This window comes from Streptococcus sp. OMI870 (assembly GCF_047460295.1).
Classification (GTDB): domain Bacteria; phylum Bacillota; class Bacilli; order Lactobacillales; family Streptococcaceae; genus Streptococcus.
Genome location: NZ_JASHGM010000007.1, coordinates 38,338 through 56,035 on the forward strand (window position 1 = coordinate 38,338; position 17,698 = coordinate 56,035).

The following is a 17,698-nucleotide window of genomic DNA, read 5'->3' on the forward strand; positions in this document are numbered from 1 at the left end:
AAAAAACGATGGGTAAGCCCACCGTCGTTTTAGTTTTATAAGTAGAGAAGAATAAGAGTAATGAAACTTGTTAGCAAGGCAATGGACCACATAAAGGCATCCACTTTCCATTCTGACCAGTTTTGGCCATTTCCAGAAAGTCCACCCAGTTCTAAATGATGGTGGAAAGGAGTCATTCGGAAGATCCGTCGCCCTTCCCCGTAGCGTTTCTTGGTCCATTTGAAATAGGTCACTTGTAGCATTACTGATCCTGTTTCAATGACATAGACCAGACCAATCAGAAGAAGAGTCCACTCTACATGTAAAGCCATTGACAAGGCTGCAAGCATTCCTCCAAGAGCTAGACTTCCGACATCTCCCATAAAGATCTTAGCCGGCTTGTGGTTGAAGACAAAGAATCCAAGCAAGGCCCCAATCATACTCAAGGTTACAAAGAGAATATCCCATTTTCCTTGCATATAGGCAATAAAGGAATAGGCACTCAAGCTAATGGCAACAGAGATGCTGGCTAATCCATCAATTCCATCGGTCAGATTGACCGCATTTGAGAAACCAATCAACCAAAATAAAGCAAAGAGAATGTAGAAATGGCCCAAGTAAAGTTCATATCCGAAAATATTCAAGAGGCTTCCACTACCATGACGTTCAGAGAAAATATAAAAGATCATTCCCCCAATGAGTTGCAGGGCCAATTTTTGCTTCGGATTGAGGCCTTCATTGATCTTACGAAAAACTTTTAAAAAGTCATCCAAAAAACCAACAATTCCGTATAAAATCAAGATAAACAGAATCAGTTGAACAGGTCGAGTAAAGTTACCAGTCAATACAGTAACAACAAAAGTCACTAAGACCGCTGTAATCAGGAATACAACTCCTCCCATTGTTGGAGTCCCCGCTTTTGCCTTGTGTTGTTTCACATCTTCATGCATCTGTTGCCCAGAAATATGAGCATGATGGTAAAATCGGATAAAGGCTGGAATAGCAGCCACAGTTAATAGAAACGATACTAGGATCGTGGCAATATACATGTTAGTCTCCTAATGTTAAGGTTATTTTTTTAGTTTTTTCAAGTGAAGTATTCATTTTGACATTTTGTTTGGTCACTTTCTTTCCACTACCTTTATAAGTAATTTCAATACCAGTCCATTCTCCAAAGATATCAGCATTTTTCTGCGTCCATCCATACATATCCGGCATCACATCAAAATCTTCTGTCAATAGTAGTATCTGTTGGTTAGCCTTGACTTTCGAACCAACATCCACAGACATCTTCCGAATATTCTTTCCTGTTCCTAAGACAATTGGTTGGACTAAATTGCGACGCAATTCTTCTGAATAAGCTCCCGGACTTAGATTTTGTTTCAAACCCAGCTCCTTAGAAACAGCTTCTACTGAAGGAATTTTATAAGTTGTTTCTTTGGTCACATCATCCAGAGTTGGTGCCTCTGTAGTTAGATGCAATTCATCCTTTAAAGCAACCGCATCTTCCAAAATGGGATTGACCAATTCTTGCCAATTGGTTGGAGAAAACTTCACTTCTGGTTGTTGGACCGTCACATACATGATGAATTCAGGATCTTCTGCAGGTGTCATGGCTACAACCGAGTTGATAGAATCATTTTCTCCTTGTAAGTATCCTTGATCTGTCGCAATTTCGGCAGTCCCAGATTTGACCGCCACATTTTGCCCAGGCACCTGAATAATCGGACCATCACTATACAGGGTCCCATACTCGGGATCTGTTCCGACGGTGATCATATAGTTCCGTGTCTGTTGCGCAGCTGATCCTGAAACTGGTTTTCCAACAACTTCTTTTTTTGATTTGCGGGCTGTGTCTGATTTTTTATCGTAAATAGCACTAATAAATTTCGGCTCCAACATTTCCCCATCATTTGCAATGGCAGAAAATGCACGTAACATCTGCGTTTGGGTCACCGAAATCCCTTGACCGAAGGAAGACATGGCTTGAGTGACATAGTTATCCCCTGGAAGACCCCCGTAAGCTTCATTTCCCATTCCAAAACGGGTTGGAAGACCGAATTTAAAGCGAGTCAGATAGTCCATCCAGACTGCATTTCCCATCTTTTGTTCCAAGCGAGTCATCCCAATGTTACTCGAATAGGCAAAGCCTTGGGCGATATTCATATAGCGACCATCAGAGAGCCCCATATTGACATCCCAGTCACGTATCGTCGCATCTTTCACCTGAAATTCGTTATTAAAGTAAACTTCATTAAAAGCTGGGAATGTTCCATGGTCAATTGCTGAAGCCAACAACATGACTTTCATCGTTGATCCTGGTTCATACTGATCTTGGTAAAGGATGGTATTCCAAGTTTTCAAATTTTTTAAATCAAGCCCTTGTTTTGTATCCGCATTATAGGATGGACGTTGTGTTGTCGCCAGTATCTCACCTGTTTTTGCACTGACAAGCGTCGCACTAACATACTTTCCTTTTACTTTTTCTTGGAAAACATCCATGCGCGTCTCAAGATAGGTCTGCAATTCTGCTGAAATGGTTGTGTAGACATCTTTCCCATCTTCTGTTTTAACAGAGACCTTGTCAGATCCGGGAACGATATTTCCGTTCCGGTCTTTGTCATAGGTGATGACTCCATTTTGTCCAGCGAGAATACGATCGAGGGATTTTTCCATCCCTGATTGGCCCTTCAGGGTTTTATTCCCATCATTATCTTCTTGAAGCGAAGCTTGACCGATAAATTGAGAAGCAAAGACTCCATTTTTATAGCTTCTATTTGGGCTTGTTGTAAAGGCAATACCTTCAATCTTCGCCGCTTCCATGGCCTCACGGATAGCTGTCATATTACTATAAGTAATGCCGTTTCCGTTCGATCCAAAAGAAACCTGTTTCAATTTCTTTTGCGACAACTGTTGAATGACGTAATCCTCATCCATCCCTAAGTACTGCTTAAAAATTTCTGCTACTTTTTTAAATTGGCTATCTTCTACATAGAGGATTTTCCCGGTTGCTGATTTGTACTTTTTATCAATAACGGCATAAACGTTATAGGTCGTAGCATCTTCAGCAATTACTGCTCCATTTCGGTCATAGATCGTTCCACGTTTTGCAGGAACAATAACCGTCTGCTCATGGACTTTTTTGGCTTGATCCGATAAGGTCACACCAAATTTTTTGTCAGTCCCAATAATCATTGCAAAATTAATCAGAAAGAGAAAAAAGAGGAAAATCGCCAGTACACTGAGATTTTTCCCAACTTGTTTTCGATTCTGATCCGGCAAGCGACGTTTCTTTATCGAATACCCGATTAAAAATTTTTTAAATTTATTCATCACTACTTGCACTCACTGTTTTTTGATTTTCTTTTTGCAGCTTCATTCCTTGGGAGCTAGCCAACTGTGATAAGCGGTCATAACGTGTTAATTCATTGACCTCTTGACGAACATCTGCCAATTCCGTCTTTTTGGCTTCTAGTTCCGTATTCAAATCAGTCAACTCACTCTGTACTTGTAAAATCCGCGTCTGCATAAAGACGATACTAATGGCTAAAATCACAGCTGTTAGGACAATCGATCCATAAAAAGCCTTTTCTACTCTAGAGAAATGGCGAAAGCGCTCTTGCAACATCTGCGTTCTTGTTCTCTCATCTCTTGCTGCCATATCATTTCCTCTTACTTGTGTATTTTTCGAGCGACCCGTAATTTTGCCGAGTGTGATCGATTATTATCCTCAAGCTCCTCGGCACTTGGTAAAATTGGTTTTCGATTGACCAATTCCATCTTTGGTTTCAAATCATCCGGAATAAAAGGAAGTCCTTTTGGAACTTCAACCGTCGAAGCTTCTTTAAACAGTTGTTTGGTTAAGCGATCCTCTAACGAATGAAAGGTAATCACAGAAATACGACCATCGATAGCCAACAAATCCATGGCTTGCTGAATCGATTCATCCGCAGCTCCCAACTCATCGTTGACCTCGATACGAATGGCTTGGAAAATCTGTTTAGCGGGATGGCCCTTTTTCTTGAGCTCCTTAGCTGGTTTAGCAGATTTAATAATCTCTGCTAATTCAGTCGTCGTTTCAATCGGTTTAATTGCTCGTGCTTGCTCAATTTTCCGCGCAATTTGCTTGGAAAATTTGTCCTCTCCATATTTGAAAAAGATGCGGACGAGATCATGGTAATCGTAGGTATTTACGACCTCATAGGCTGTTAAGGAAGCTTCTTGATTCATGCGCATGTCCAACGGCGCATCTTTCTTGTAAGAAAATCCACGTTCCCGTTCATCTAACTGAGGACTAGAGACACCTAGGTCATAACAGATTCCATCAATTTCAGTAACACCCAATTCGTTTAGACGTTCCTTCAAATGACGAAAGTTATCCTTAATGAAGGTCACCATGCCTTTCTCAATGAAAGGTGCCAAACGAATTTTGGCATTTTCAAGCGCATGCTGATCTTGATCAAAGGCATACAGGTGGCCTGATTCACCTAATTTTGTTAACAAATATTCGCTATGGCCAGCTCCACCTAAAGTGGCATCCACATAGATTCCATCTGGCTTTACATCCAGCATATCAATCGTTTCATGGAGCAAGACCGTTACATGATGAAATTCTTTACTCATATCTTAACCATTTTACCATAAATAGGAGCAAGATGCACTCCTGAAGAAAATTACACGAACGAATCCATTCTGATCTTTTGCTATGATATAAAAGATCCTTGAGAATCTTGATTCTACTTGTTTCCGCTACAATTTATGATACAATATTCATATGAAATTAAGTAAACAGACTCTCATCCCATTTTTATTGGTCGATATTATCGCCCTCTACTTTTTCCTAACTACCATTGAAGCTTGGATTTTTTGGCTGGCTACACTAATCCTAGTCGCCTCACTTTGGTGGCTCAAAAAAACAGTTCAAAGACAAAAAACAGAGAGGGAAAAGACATAATTTTTCCCTCTCTGTTTTTCTTATCTTCACTCCAAGAAATTTATTAAAAGAAGGGAAGATAAGAAGGCTTTAAAACAATACAAAACTCACCCAAGGGTAAGTTTTGCTGCTTATTTATTGTGTTTCCAATTACTATAAATTCCAAAGAGAATAATCCAGATAGTTGCTCCAATCGCACCAATATAGGTTGATTTCTGTAAGAAGAGACAAACGAATACAAAGAGGAAGAAAACAATTGTTAATGGATTCAGTACTTTGTAGGCCGGCATGACAAATCCGTCCGGCATAAACTCTTTCGATTTACGGTACTTAAGATGGGCTAACATTGTCAAAATATAAATAGCAATGTAAACCCCTGAAGAAGAGGCCGTAATCAAGGCAAAGGCATCTGAAACACCTGGCAAGATATTGATAAAGGCTGAAACAGCAACTACAATCGCAGAGAAAATAATCGCACGACTTGGAATCCCCATTCGAGACAAGCTATTCAGCTTCAAACGATTCATCACCTTACTGTTTGGCGTTTCTTTTGCAATCTGGTACAAGTGACGCCCTGTTGAATAGAGGGTGGAATTCAAGGAAGATGCAGCAGCTGTCAGTACAACAAAATTAATCAATCCTGCTGCCCACTTGATTCCTACCATTTGAAAGACCGTCACAAATGGTGATTTATTGACGGGAAGCTGTTGCCAAGGGAAAATTGCCATAATTGCCAACAATGCTCCTACATAAAAAATCACAATTCGGATTGGAATTTCTTTAATGGCTTTCGGTAAGACCTGGCGGGGATTGGCTGTCTCTGATGTGGTAATTCCAACAAACTCAATCGCTTGATAGGCAAAGAAGACCATTTGGAAGGCCATTACGAACTTGACCCAACCATTTGGAAACATTTGAAAACCATTACTAATGTTACTTAAGCTAGCCTGTCCAGCTGGTGTTTCAAAATTCGTCGTCACCATAAAGATCCCTGTTGCGATCAAGGCCAAAATAGTGACAATCTTGATCATTCCAAACCAGAATTCAACCTCTCCAAAGACCTTCACAGCAATCAAATTCACACAGCTTAAAAGCGCTAAAAAGATAATTTGTATCTGCCAGGCTGACCAATTAGGGAACCAGAGCTGGACATAGTTGGAAACGGCTGTAATTTCTGCCATCCCAAGGAATACCAAGGAAACCCAATAGGACCATCCTGAAAAGTAGCCCCAACCCTTTCCTAAGTACTTGGTAATAAAGTTGATAAAGGTATGTTGATCTGGGTCCATATAAAGCATCTCTCCAATAGCCCTCATCATCAAGTACATGAAGACTCCTGTCAGCATATAGACTAAAATAATAGATGGACCTGTTAAAGAAAGGGAACGACCGGCTCCAAGAAAGAGTCCTGTCCCGATAGTTCCTGCAATAGCGATCAGCTGAACATGCCGATTTTGCAGACCACGAACCATCCCATTTTCGGTTTCTTCACCAGTATGATGTTTTTTTGACATATGATTACTCCAATTCTTTTTCTGTATACTTTCAGAAAAGTATAATCAAATTTTCACATAGTATACTATACCACGTTTTTAAAAACTGGTCAATCTAGCACAGAATACTCTGAATTTCATATATAGAAAAGCCTACTGGAGTCTCTTCCAGCAGGCTTTTGATTATGATTCAGGATCATCAAGGCTACGGCCATGCAAGCCTTTTTCTCGTTGGACTTGACGAAGTTTTTCAGGCGTCACATCGTTACCTTCTTCGTCAACCACTTTAATTCCTTCGATGTGGTGACGAACTGAGCGACGATAACCCTCAATATATTCCTCACGAAGTTTTGCTTGTTCCACTGCTTCTTCTGGTGTCAAACCTTCTGTTTTTTTCTTTTTTGCCAGCTCATTGATCCGAGCAATTTTTTCAGGTGTCATTATCAGACCTACTTTCTACCTGTCAACAGGTACTTATTTTGTATTCAATTGATTAAAGGCTGCAACAGCATTAGCTTTAGACACAAGGCCTGCAAGCAGGGCCAAACGGTTATTTTTGACAGCTTCATCTTCAGCCATCACCATGGTATTGTCAAAGAAGGCATCGATGACTGGGCTAAGAGCAAAGAGCTGTGCCAATTTATCACTAGCTGAACCAGTCAATTCTAATTCTTCAATCGCCTTAGCAAGGGCCTTTTCTTGATCATTTTCAAAGAGACTAGCATCGACTGCTACTGAAGCATCTGCTTTTTCTGCCAAGTTGAAGGCACGTGAGAGTGATTCAACAGCTGCCTTGTAACCATCCGTCTTAGCAGCTTCTGAGAGAGCATCTGCTGCTTCAAGCATATCTGCTACGACAAAGTTTGAACCAGCAAGAACAGCTTCTTTGATATCTTTTGGTGTACGTCCCATCATCTTGTCCACACGCGCTTTGATGAAGTTGAGCACTTCTGCTTGATTGTCATAAGAAAGACTATCAAATGAAAGGGCGTAAAGTCTGTCGATCAACTCATCCATAGGGATGTGCCAACCAAAGGCATCCAAGATACGAACAATTCCTTGTGTTGCACGGCGAAGCGCATAAGGGTCGTTTGAACCTGATGGAATCAAGCCAACAGAGAAGAAGGAAAGGAGGGTATCTAATTTATCTGCAAGCGCAAGGATAGCACCAACCTTAGTCTCTGGAAGAGCGCCGTCTGCTGCATCAGGAAGGTAATGCTCACGGATAGCTGTCGCAACCGCAGCATCCTCACCAGCAAGGAGGGCGTATTTTTCACCCATGATTCCTTGCAATTCATCGAACTCTCCGACCATACCCGTCAAGAGGTCAAATTTGTAGATTTCAGCTGCGCGAGCTACTGCTGCTCTTTCTTCGGCAGTTAAACCAGCTTGCTCAGCCAAGGAAGCTGCAATGACACCAGCACGGGCCATGTGTTCAGAGAGTGAACCAATCTTTTCATGGAAGGTCACGTGTGCCAATTTTGCAACCAGGTCTTCAATCTTAAGTTTTTGGTCTTCACGCCAGAAGAATTCACCATCTTCGAGACGTGCCACCAATACCTTCTCATTTCCTCGAACGACATTTTCCAAGTGCTCAGCGTTCCCATTCCGGACAGAAATGAAGTTTGGTTTCAGCTGACCATCAAGGTCACGTACGACAAAGTAACGTTGGTGCGTTTCCATTGAGGTCACCAATACTTCTTCTGGAACGTCCAAATATTTGGTGTCAAAACTTCCCATAAAGGCAGTTGGGTATTCCACCAAGTTCAAGACTTCGTTTAGAAGTCCTTCTTCGATTTGGACTTGAACACCTTGTTCTGCTTCGATAGTCTTGATTTGCTCACGAATCATGTTTTCACGCTCTTTGCTATCTGCAATCACATAAACCGTACGAAGGTCTTCTTCATAAGAATCCGCATTGGTGATTTCCACTTCGTGTCCGAGGAAACGGTGTCCACGGCTCACACGACCTGATTGAATATCCAAGAAGTCTAGTTTAAGCGCTTCATCTCCCAAAAGGACGATTAAGGTGTGAACAGGGCGAATGTATTCAAAGCTGTTGTTAGCCCAGTGCATGCTGACAGGGAACGTCAATGAAACAAGCACTTCTGGGATACCAGCCAAAACTTCTTTGGCAGGTTTTCCAGCTTCGTGTTTCGTCACGTAAACGTACTCTTCCCCTTTGACTTCACGGAATTCGATATCGTCAACGGTCAAGCCCTTACCACGAACAAATCCTTGGGCTGCTTTTGAGAAGTTTCCATCTGCGTCCAAGGCGATCTTCTTAGATGGTCCTTTAAAATCTTCAGTCAAATCTGTTTGTTGATCCGCTAAACCAAGTACACGGACGGCCAAACGACGGGGAGTAGAGAAGGTTTGAATGCTTTCGTATGAAAGACGGTTGTCATCCAAGAAGGCTGCCATTTTCTCACCCAGTTGTTTTTCACTTGGTGTGACAACGTAGGCTGGTAACTCTTCAAGTCCAAGTTCTACTAATAAGTTTTTTGTCATGTTTTTTCTCCGAAAAATATCTTTTTTTCCAGTTTGCCTTATGTGATTGGCACGCAAGCAACCGACTGCGTCGTTTCATTGCTAAAATTGGAGCCTAAGGTCTCCAATTTTGCCTGGTATCGTTAGTTTCTCTAACGATACCTCTATCACTGTGGCAACTGGTCCTGTAGGATTGCTCTATCAACCAATCCTATCTAATACACTCTTTATTCTTCCTCTTCTGCTAGGAGTTTGGCGCGCGTAGCTTCGTCGAGAAGTGGGTATCCGAGTTTTTTGCGTTCTGCGACGAAGGTTTTAGCAACGACACGGGCCAAGTTACGGATGCGGGCAATGTAACCAGCACGTTCTGTAACGGATACAGCTCCACGAGCATCAAGCAAGTTGAAGGTATGTGAACATTTCAAAACGTAGTCATAGGCTGGGTGTACAAGACCCAATTCCAAGGCACGTCCTGCTTCTTTTTCAAATTTTTCGAAGTTTTCAAGAAGCATATCTTGATCAGAAACTTCAAAGCTGTATTTTGAGTGTTCGTATTCTGGTTGAAGGAAAATTTCTCCGTATTTAACTCCAGGAGCCCACTCGATATCGTAAACGGAGTCCACTTCTTGGATGTAAGAAGCCAGACGTTCCAAACCATAAGTGACCTCAGCAGTAACAGGACCAGTTGCCAAGCCACCAACTTGTTGGAAGTAGGTGAACTGAGTGATTTCCATACCGTCAAGCCACACTTCCCAACCAAGACCAGCCGAACCAGTTGATGGGTTTTCCCAGTTATCTTCTACGAAACGGATATCGTGTTCCAAAGGATTAATCCCCAATTTTTCCAATGACTCAAGGTAGAGCTCCTGGATGTTTGATGGTGATGGTTTCATAACCACTTGGAATTGGTGGTGTTGGTAAAGACGGTTTGGGTTTTCCCCGTAACGACCGTCTGCTGGACGACGTGATGGCTCTACATAAGCCGCATTCCACGGCTCCGGACCAATGGCACGAAGGAAGGTGTAAGGACTCATCGTACCCGCACCTTTTTCATTATCATAAGCCTGCATGAGCATACACCCCTGGTCATTCCAGTATTGTTGCAAAGTCAAAATTATTTCTTGAAATGTTAATTTTTTAGACATCTTCTTCTCCTTTTTATAAATTCTTGCGACACAAGTCTACCTCGTCGATCATACGAGACAAGACGAGTTAGTACTGCGTCTAGCTCAGGCACCTTAGTGCTGAGCGTGGGGCAGTCCGACTGTAAGGAGGTCTCTGCCACTGACACAGTGGAAAGTCAATTTTTTTGACATGATTTACTCCTTTTTCTATAATTTCTTGCGACTCAGAACACAAAAAGAACCGTGTCTCTGCTCCTAAGTCAAGTGACCTAGGGGCGTCAAAAACGCGGTTCCACCCTAATTTATTACTTCATTTTATTCTACTATACTCAGCTTTTACTGAGAGAAAGCGCCTTTGCCTACTTTGTTCTACTTGGCTTTCACTATCCCAAGCTCGCTAGAAAAACGCCATAAGCTCTTCTTTCTTGACTAGTATTATAGCAGATTTCTACATACTTGTAAATAAAAATCCGTATGAAACAATTGTTTCATACGGATTTTAGGCTAACAAACAATTTTATTTGGATTAGGGACGTCTTGCAGCTTTTGGTTTTTTACCATGAAGTTTTTTCTTGGCATTTTTCAAAGCTGTCAAAGCATCTTTTACATCTTGCTGACTTGCTCCTGGATTTGAAAGAATGGTTTGTGCATCCTTAAAGGCTACTAGGTAAGCTTCTTTTTCTTCATTTCCAGCATAGATGAATTTAGCATTCTTTTCTTGGAACTTCAATTCTTCCTTGATGTATTTTTCAAGGCTTGAAAAATCAGTTGCTTTCCCATTTAATTTTCCTTCCGCACGGCTCAACTCAGCAAGCGCTTGATTGATTTGTTCTTGTTTCACAGTTGGATCTACTGCAAGTAAAGCCACTGTTTGGAAGGCACGATCGTAGTCCCGACGTACTTTTTCTTTTGCATTGGCATACCGTCCAGTTTTAGTTGTAGCATCGTAAGCCTGCATCGCTTCTTTCAAAGCTGCAACATTTGAGTCTTTGCCATCCAAAGCTTGACTGGCAGCTTCAAGACCAGCCACTACCTGGTTGACTTGCTCTTGACTGACCTTATTGGTCAAGGCTGCTTGAGCAGCTTGCAAGGCTTGATCATAGGCTTCTTTCTTATCGGCACTCGCATTGAAGTAGTGAGCTGTCTTGATAACATCCGCTTGGTTGTTTAAGGCAGCTAAGAGATCTACTTTTGAGATCACTCCAAGACGGTAAACATTGTTTCGACCTGCAACAACTGTAATCACCGGCGCTTCCTCAGCCAATTCATAACCTGTCGGAAGGGTTGCAACTAAAGTATATTGACCGGTTGCTACTGATTTACCAAAGCCATTCTTACCATACTTTTCAGCAGGCAATACAAAATTTTCGCCCTCTGCACCTTTCAATACGAGCGTAGCAGCTTTTGAAACTGGTTGATCAAAGCGAATGCTGACTGGTGCGTATTCCAAGGTGTTGGCAAGGAATGCGATCGTTTGGAAACTATTCTCTTCTGTCAAATCGAACTCTTGCGTCAAGCTGCTGACAAATTTCACTTCAGTACGATCATAGGTAAAGATTTCTGCAATATAATGGCCAAAGTTCAAGAAGTTGATATCTTTTGTTTTATCAACTGATACATATTGACCATTGCTGTCCTTAATACGATAGACGTACATGGTGTCCAAATCTTTGTTGGTCTTAGCATCACGCACTGCAATTTGAACCCGACCACTATTTTGATCCCGTACCAAATCAGCTAATGAAATGTAATCCACGTTGCCTGCAAAATCTTCTACATAATAGTAGATATTCTTCTTCTCGATGTTTTCAGGAAGATCGAAGCTACCATCTTCATTGGCCTTAATGACATGATAATTTTCTAGAGCACGCGTACCATTCTTATCTTCATTGGTTTGGACCATCGTTCCTTGATCATCAAATGGTGTGACATAAACTAGTTTTTCTGTCAAGATACCGCCTTCACCAACATCTTTGGATTTACGTGCTACAAACTGTTGTGCTCCGTCTTTAAAGCGAATATATCCAGATGTAATCACTGGTTTTTGAGTATCGACCCGAACCTTGAAGGTCGTTGATTGCTCTTCAGCTCCTGGAACCATTGGGGTATAACGGATGACATAATCATATAAACCGTCTGCTACCGCATTTCCATTGGCATCGCTACCAGACCAAGCAGTATTATCTAATGTGTAGCTGCGTGGGTTCTTTTGGTCACCGTTGAAGAAGTTCTTACGATGGTCAGATGGCGTACCTTCCCAAATTGGATGTAGATGTTCCGTATCACTTGCTGCGTAGACACTTGCACGAAGGTTTTCAATGTTTCGAAGCGCAACCGTTTTGTATTCGACGAAATCTTTATTTCCATCTTCATTTGGTGAAATGGCAATGCGAACATTTCCGTTTTCATCTAGTTGAAGGGTGTGAGTTCCTTCTGCATTTTCGTCAATACCAAGGACTGTCATCCGACGACCATCTCGTTTTCCTTGAGTGAGAAGGAAGTCATTTTGCTGAGTGACGAGCGCAGAAACATTGGCACTCGATGAGATATTCAAATCTTTTGGAATATGGTAGTAGAATCCATCTTTTCCTTCGCGAACCAAATCATAGACTGGCTTTTCAACAGCGGGAAGGTTTTGGAATTCTCCCTTGAAGCCCATAAATGGCAAGCTGACCACATCTCCATCATCAGCCGGATCAACAAAGCGAACAAATCCTTCAAGGAAATAGCCGTTTGGCATTTCTTTGCTCAATTCTTCTGTGAATTTACTTGTGTCAACTTTCACCGTAACTGTTTCAGAACTATGTGCTTTCACAGTCACTTCTGGCCAAGCAGTTTCGGTTAATTTACGTGGGCGAAGAGTAAATTTACCATCTTTCACTTCATCTGTGTCAGTATTGACCAACATCTTCAAGGTACGATCGGTATCTGAAATATTGTGAACTGTAACATCAAATGTAAAGCTATCTCCAACATTTCCAAGAGTAACACTTGGGTAATTGTTTTCACCAGTGACATACAAGTCTGTTGATACGGCAGCTGACGTATCGACCACCCCTGCTCCCTGTTGACGAGGAGAAGTATAAGCACCTGTTTCTTTGTTAACGTGTGGTTTAGCCGTAGACATGATCAAGGCTTTCACTGTTTCAGAAACTTGTTCTGGAGTTAATTCTGGATGATGCTTCACAAGGTATTCTTTTACCAAGGCTGCAACCCCTGCCACGTGAGGAGAGGCCATACTTGTACCACTCAAATCTCCGTAGGTATTGTCATTCAAAGAAGAGAAGATATTGCCCCCAGGTGCTGTTACATCTGGTTTCAACTGACCGTCTGTTGTGACTCCCCAGCTTGAGAAATCTGACAATTGATCCGCCTCTGGAGATGGGCGATTGGCCATGGTATTGTTGAAGACAATTTTGTAGGATCCTGCTTTAAGAGCTTCCCCATAACGTTTTGAAATGAAGACCGATGGGATTTTTTTTGCATCCCCATCGATAGCCATACCAAGATTAGAACCATCCACATTATTGTAGACCAAAGCTCCTGCAGCACCATGATGGAATGCATTGGCAATTTTTTCTGAGAATGGAATTTCCCCACGTTGGATAAGGGCTAATTTACCAGTAAGGTCAAGATCTTTGAAATCATCCTCTTTCCCAAGACCAACAGATACATATTCATACTCTTTACCTTTTTCAAAGTCAGCATCTGCAGCAGATTTACTGTAATCAAACTTTCCATTATCTGCTTCCGCATGACCTTCCAAGCCTTTAACTTCAAAAACTTCTGTTGTAATGATTTTGTTATTGATGGAGGCAACAGAGATAGAGTCCTCTACTGTTGAAGGATTTCCGACCAAGCCGTAATCTGGATTTTCTGCAGCTGGTCTTGAATAACCATTCCCAAAAGTATTGCTATTTCCTGCAGAGATTAGGACAGATACACCTTTAGCACGCGCCCGTTTGATGGCATCCACAATATCTGAATCCGCATTGACCGTAGAACCAGTCGTAGAGCCAAGACTCATGTTGATAGTATCTGCACCGAGAGCCACCGCATCATCAATTGCTTTTACATAAAGGGCAGAACCAGTTGTTTTTTGCCGATCTGAAAAGACACGCATGAACATAACTTGCGCTTCTGGTGCTACACCATAGATTTTTTCACCGTTTCCTGCTTCTTTATCAGGATTCCCCGCTGCAATCCCGGTAACATGCATCCCGTGAGAATCTCTTTCAGCTTCTTTTATATTATCGGTACCATCAAAGTAATCATAGGCATAGACGACTTTATCATTGTACCATTTCCCATAATCAATTCCTGCTGCTTTCTTGGCTGCTTCCAATTCTTCTTGATTTTTGAACTTGGCTTTTGAAGAATCGGTAATACGAAGAACCTCATGGTTGACATCCAAACCAGAATCAATCACGGCAACTACCATTCCTTCACCTTTATAACCTTGGTTCCAGGTTTGTGGAACAGTAATAATCTCGTTGCTTTCAATGCTTTGAGGTTTTTCAGCTCCATCACGGCGCACATTTGTTTCAGAGCTTGTCGAAGTAGCCACTACTGTCGCTTTTTCTACCGGTTTTCCTCTTTTTTCTGTGTTTGTTTGTGGAGCAGCTGTTCCCTCTTTAGGAGCCTCTGTTTTTTCAAGAACAGGAGCTTCTTTGCTAATAGCTTCTTTTTCCGCAACAGCAGTTTCTTTAGAAACCTCTACTTTTTCACTAGCGACTGTATTCGTAGTTTCTGTAACTTGTGACTCTTGTTTTTCAACTGGTGGCTGTTGAGTAGACGCTACAAGTTGTGTTTCAGCACTCGTTTGGCCCGTTGCTTGTTCATCTGCACTCGCTTGTGCAGTTCCAAATACCAAAACAGCCCCTAATAAAACTGAGGCTACACCAAATTTGTATTTTCTTAATGAAAAACGCTCTTGTTTATTCATAGAAACTCCCCTTTTATTTTAATAGTAACTATTATAGCGCAAAATTATCTGAAAATTCGATCAAAACTGAATTGTAACACAAATGTAACATTCGCGAACGTTACTAATTATTAATTTATTTTCGTTCGTCATAAACAAGATATTTGTAGAAAATTGTTATAAAACGTATGTTTTTATTAGTGTTTTAAAACTATTTAACGCTTGAAAGTATTCAAAAACCGAGAACAAATGTGTTCTCGGTTTTTATAAGTAAAAACTTTTATCTTAAAAATCTTTGGTGTCCGGATCTGGAGCACCTGCTTCAACCGGAAGATGGCGAAGGTGCTCCAGATCTTCTTTGGTCAACTCAAAACCAAAACAGTCTAGATTACTCGCAATTCGCTCTGGGGTAACTGATTTTGGTAATGGGAGAAAACCTTCTTGTAAACTCCATGCTAGGGCCAATTGAGCGACGGTCTTACCATATTTAGCAGCCATTTCTTTTACTTGTTCATTTTGGAACAATTCTCCTTGGCCAAAAGGTCCCCAAGCTTCTAGTAAAATACCATGCTTGCGACTTGCTGCAATGGCTTCGCTTTGGTAAACCCCAGGGGCTAAACGAATTTGGTTCACAGCCGGTATGACGTGAGCTGTTTCAAGGAGGGCTTCCAAATGATGAGGCAGAAAATTGCTAATACCAATAGCCCGAACCTTGCCAGCAGCTAGCATATCTTCCATTGCTCGCCAAACCTCAGCATTTCGTTTTTTCCAAGCATCATTTTCTCGAAGGGGCTTTGGATTTGGCCAATGAATCAAATAAAGATCGACATAGTCCAAGCCCAGTTTTTCAAGAGACGCTTCCAAAGCAGCTTGAGCATCTTCATAGGTGTGATTCGTATTCCAAAGTTTGGTGGTAATAAACAAGTCTTCGCGCTTAAGACCACTATCCTTGATCGCACGCCCCACACTCTCTTCATTTTGATAAATAGCAGCTGTGTCAATATGGCGATAACCTGCTTTTAAAGCAACTAAAACAGCTTGATAAGCTTCTTCTCCATCCGCTGCTTTCCAGGTTCCAAATCCCAATACAGGAATCTCCACTCCATTATTTAAACGATAATGATTCATTTTTTCTTTCCTTTCTTCGATTTCGGTTTCTTAGGCCCTCGAAGCTTGAGCTCTGGCTTAAAAATATTCTTCTTGGTTGGCTCCATCCTCTTGCTATAAAAACTATAAACTAAGAATGCCCCACCAACGATCACAATAAAGATATTTTTTCTTACTATCCCATAGAGCAAGAAAAAAATTCCCATCAATAAAAAACGTATATCAATTACCTTCATAAGCTACCTCACATTTCAATTCCCATTATAGCATGAAAAGACAGCATTCACAAAATTGCACTACCATTGGTAAACAAAAAGCCCCTATAGACTGTTTAACCCCCATGAATACGTCACAAAAACCTCTCCAGGTATGACCTAGAGAGGTTTTACTCTATCTTTGATTCTTGAATCTAGTTCGTAGCCTGGTAACGTTTGACCCCATCGAGATAGGTCGCAACCAGATCCAAATTTTGATCAAGCACGATGAAGTCCGCATCATAACCTTCTCGAATTTGACCACAAACATCATCAATATGGACTGATTTTGCCGGATTGAGGCTGGCCATCAACACTGCTTCGTAAGGGTTGGCAATCCCCCACTCTACAACATTTTTTAATCCATCTTTCAATTTTAAGATTGAGCCAGCTAAATTACCAGTTGATTTCAAACGAGCGGTCCCTTCAGCGACCACGACTGGGAATTCCCCAAGCATGTAGTCCCCGTCTTCTAAGCCCCCGGCTGTCATACAATCCGTAATCAAGGCAACATTTTCTTTCCCTTTTTGTTTCATCAGGATATCACAAGCTAGCGGATCAACGTGATGGCCATCACAAATCAACTCTGCTGTAGTATGAGGCAACTCATACATGGCACCAACCATACCGAGTTCACGGTGGGTCAAACCACGCATACCATTATAGGCATGCACCCAGACACTCGCACCCGCGTCAACTGCTCTTTTGGCCTCTTTAAAAGTCGCATTGGAATGTCCTAGAGCAACGGTCACGCCTTCGCTCGTAATGGTGCGAACAAAGTCTTCTACCCCTTCACGCTCGGGAGCAAGGGCAATCTTATTTAACAGACCATTAGCCGCTTTTTGCCAAGTTCGGAATTCTTCCATACTTGGATCCTTCATATAAGCTGGGTTTTGAGCTCCCTTGTATTTTTCTGTGAAATAAGGTCCTTCAAAATAAATCCCGCGAATCTTAGCTCCTGTTGCTTCTTTGTATCGTGCACCGATATTTTCAGTTACTGCCAAAAGTTGTTCGTAAGAGGAAGTCAGGGTCGTGGGCAAAAAGCTCGTAACCCCTGTACTCAAGAGACCTTCACTCATGGTATGGAGAGTGCCTTCGATATTATTATCCATAACATCTACCCCACCAAAGCCGTGAATATGGGTATCTACGAGGCCAGGCGCAATGCTGTAACCAGAATAATCCAGCACATCCGCACCTTCTGGTAAGCTTTCCACATGTTTTCCAAACTTGCCATCAACGAGTTCCAAATAACCTCCACGGCGAACTCCATGTGGGTAATAAAATTGATCTGCTTTAATATATGTAGACATAGTATTGTCCTTTCCATTGTAGGAACTGTGTTCCATTTATATTCATACATATTATAACGCTTTCACCTCCATTTGTAAATG

At 41.7% G+C, this 17,698-nt stretch carries 12 protein-coding genes; all 12 read right to left on the minus strand.

What is annotated here, in order from left to right; translation table 11 throughout:
• Positions 1-35: 35 nt before the first annotated feature.
• Positions 36-1,028: a phospho-N-acetylmuramoyl-pentapeptide-transferase gene (mraY, locus tag QM968_RS09880; protein ID WP_414383757.1), complete on the minus strand. Its 993-nt coding sequence runs from the start codon at positions 1,026-1,028 to the stop codon at positions 36-38.
• A 1-nt stretch (position 1,029) separates the two neighbouring features.
• On the minus strand, positions 1,030-3,312 hold the full coding sequence (gene pbp2X, locus QM968_RS09885) for a penicillin-binding protein PBP2X (RefSeq protein ID WP_414383759.1): 2,283 nt from the start codon (positions 3,310-3,312) through the stop codon (positions 1,030-1,032).
• The gene (gene ftsL, locus QM968_RS09890; RefSeq protein WP_414383761.1) at positions 3,305-3,640 is read right to left on the minus strand and encodes a cell division protein FtsL; all 336 of its coding nucleotides are present in this window, start codon (positions 3,638-3,640) and stop codon (positions 3,305-3,307) included. The genes pbp2X and ftsL overlap by 8 nt, the downstream gene beginning before the upstream one ends.
• An 11-nt stretch (positions 3,641-3,651) precedes the next feature.
• On the minus strand, positions 3,652-4,602 hold the full coding sequence (rsmH, locus tag QM968_RS09895) for a 16S rRNA (cytosine(1402)-N(4))-methyltransferase RsmH (RefSeq protein ID WP_414383763.1): 951 nt from the start codon (positions 4,600-4,602) through the stop codon (positions 3,652-3,654).
• Positions 4,603-5,043: 441 nt separating this feature from the next.
• Entirely contained in the window at positions 5,044-6,426 is a 1,383-nt protein-coding gene (locus tag QM968_RS09900; RefSeq protein WP_414326900.1) for an amino acid permease, read from the minus strand.
• A 162-nt stretch (positions 6,427-6,588) separates the two neighbouring features.
• On the minus strand, positions 6,589-6,846 hold the full coding sequence (locus QM968_RS09905; protein WP_009732316.1) for a DUF896 family protein: 258 nt from the start codon (positions 6,844-6,846) through the stop codon (positions 6,589-6,591).
• A 33-nt stretch (positions 6,847-6,879) separates the two neighbouring features.
• Entirely contained in the window at positions 6,880-8,916 is a 2,037-nt protein-coding gene (gene glyS, locus QM968_RS09910) for a glycine--tRNA ligase subunit beta (RefSeq protein ID WP_414383765.1), read from the minus strand.
• Between the two features lie 206 nt (positions 8,917-9,122).
• Positions 9,123-10,040, minus strand: coding sequence for a glycine--tRNA ligase subunit alpha (gene glyQ, locus QM968_RS09915; RefSeq protein ID WP_000038760.1), 918 nt, complete (start codon positions 10,038-10,040; stop codon positions 9,123-9,125).
• A 505-nt stretch (positions 10,041-10,545) separates the two neighbouring features.
• Positions 10,546-14,964 (minus strand): S8 family serine peptidase, encoded by a 4,419-nt coding sequence (locus QM968_RS09920; protein ID WP_414383767.1) that lies wholly within the window; start codon positions 14,962-14,964, stop codon positions 10,546-10,548.
• A gap of 264 nt (positions 14,965-15,228) precedes the next feature.
• A complete protein-coding gene (locus QM968_RS09925; protein ID WP_414383769.1) occupies positions 15,229-16,071 on the minus strand; it encodes an aldo/keto reductase in 843 nt (280 codons plus the stop codon).
• Complete coding sequence (locus QM968_RS09930) at positions 16,068-16,286, minus strand: hypothetical protein (RefSeq protein ID WP_414383771.1); 219 nt, start codon at positions 16,284-16,286, stop codon at positions 16,068-16,070. Before QM968_RS09930 ends, QM968_RS09925 begins: the two co-directional genes overlap by 4 nt.
• A gap of 173 nt (positions 16,287-16,459) precedes the next feature.
• Positions 16,460-17,617, minus strand: coding sequence for an N-acetylglucosamine-6-phosphate deacetylase (gene nagA / locus QM968_RS09935; protein WP_414383773.1), 1,158 nt, complete (start codon positions 17,615-17,617; stop codon positions 16,460-16,462).
• Between the last annotated feature and the right edge of the window lie 81 nt (positions 17,618-17,698).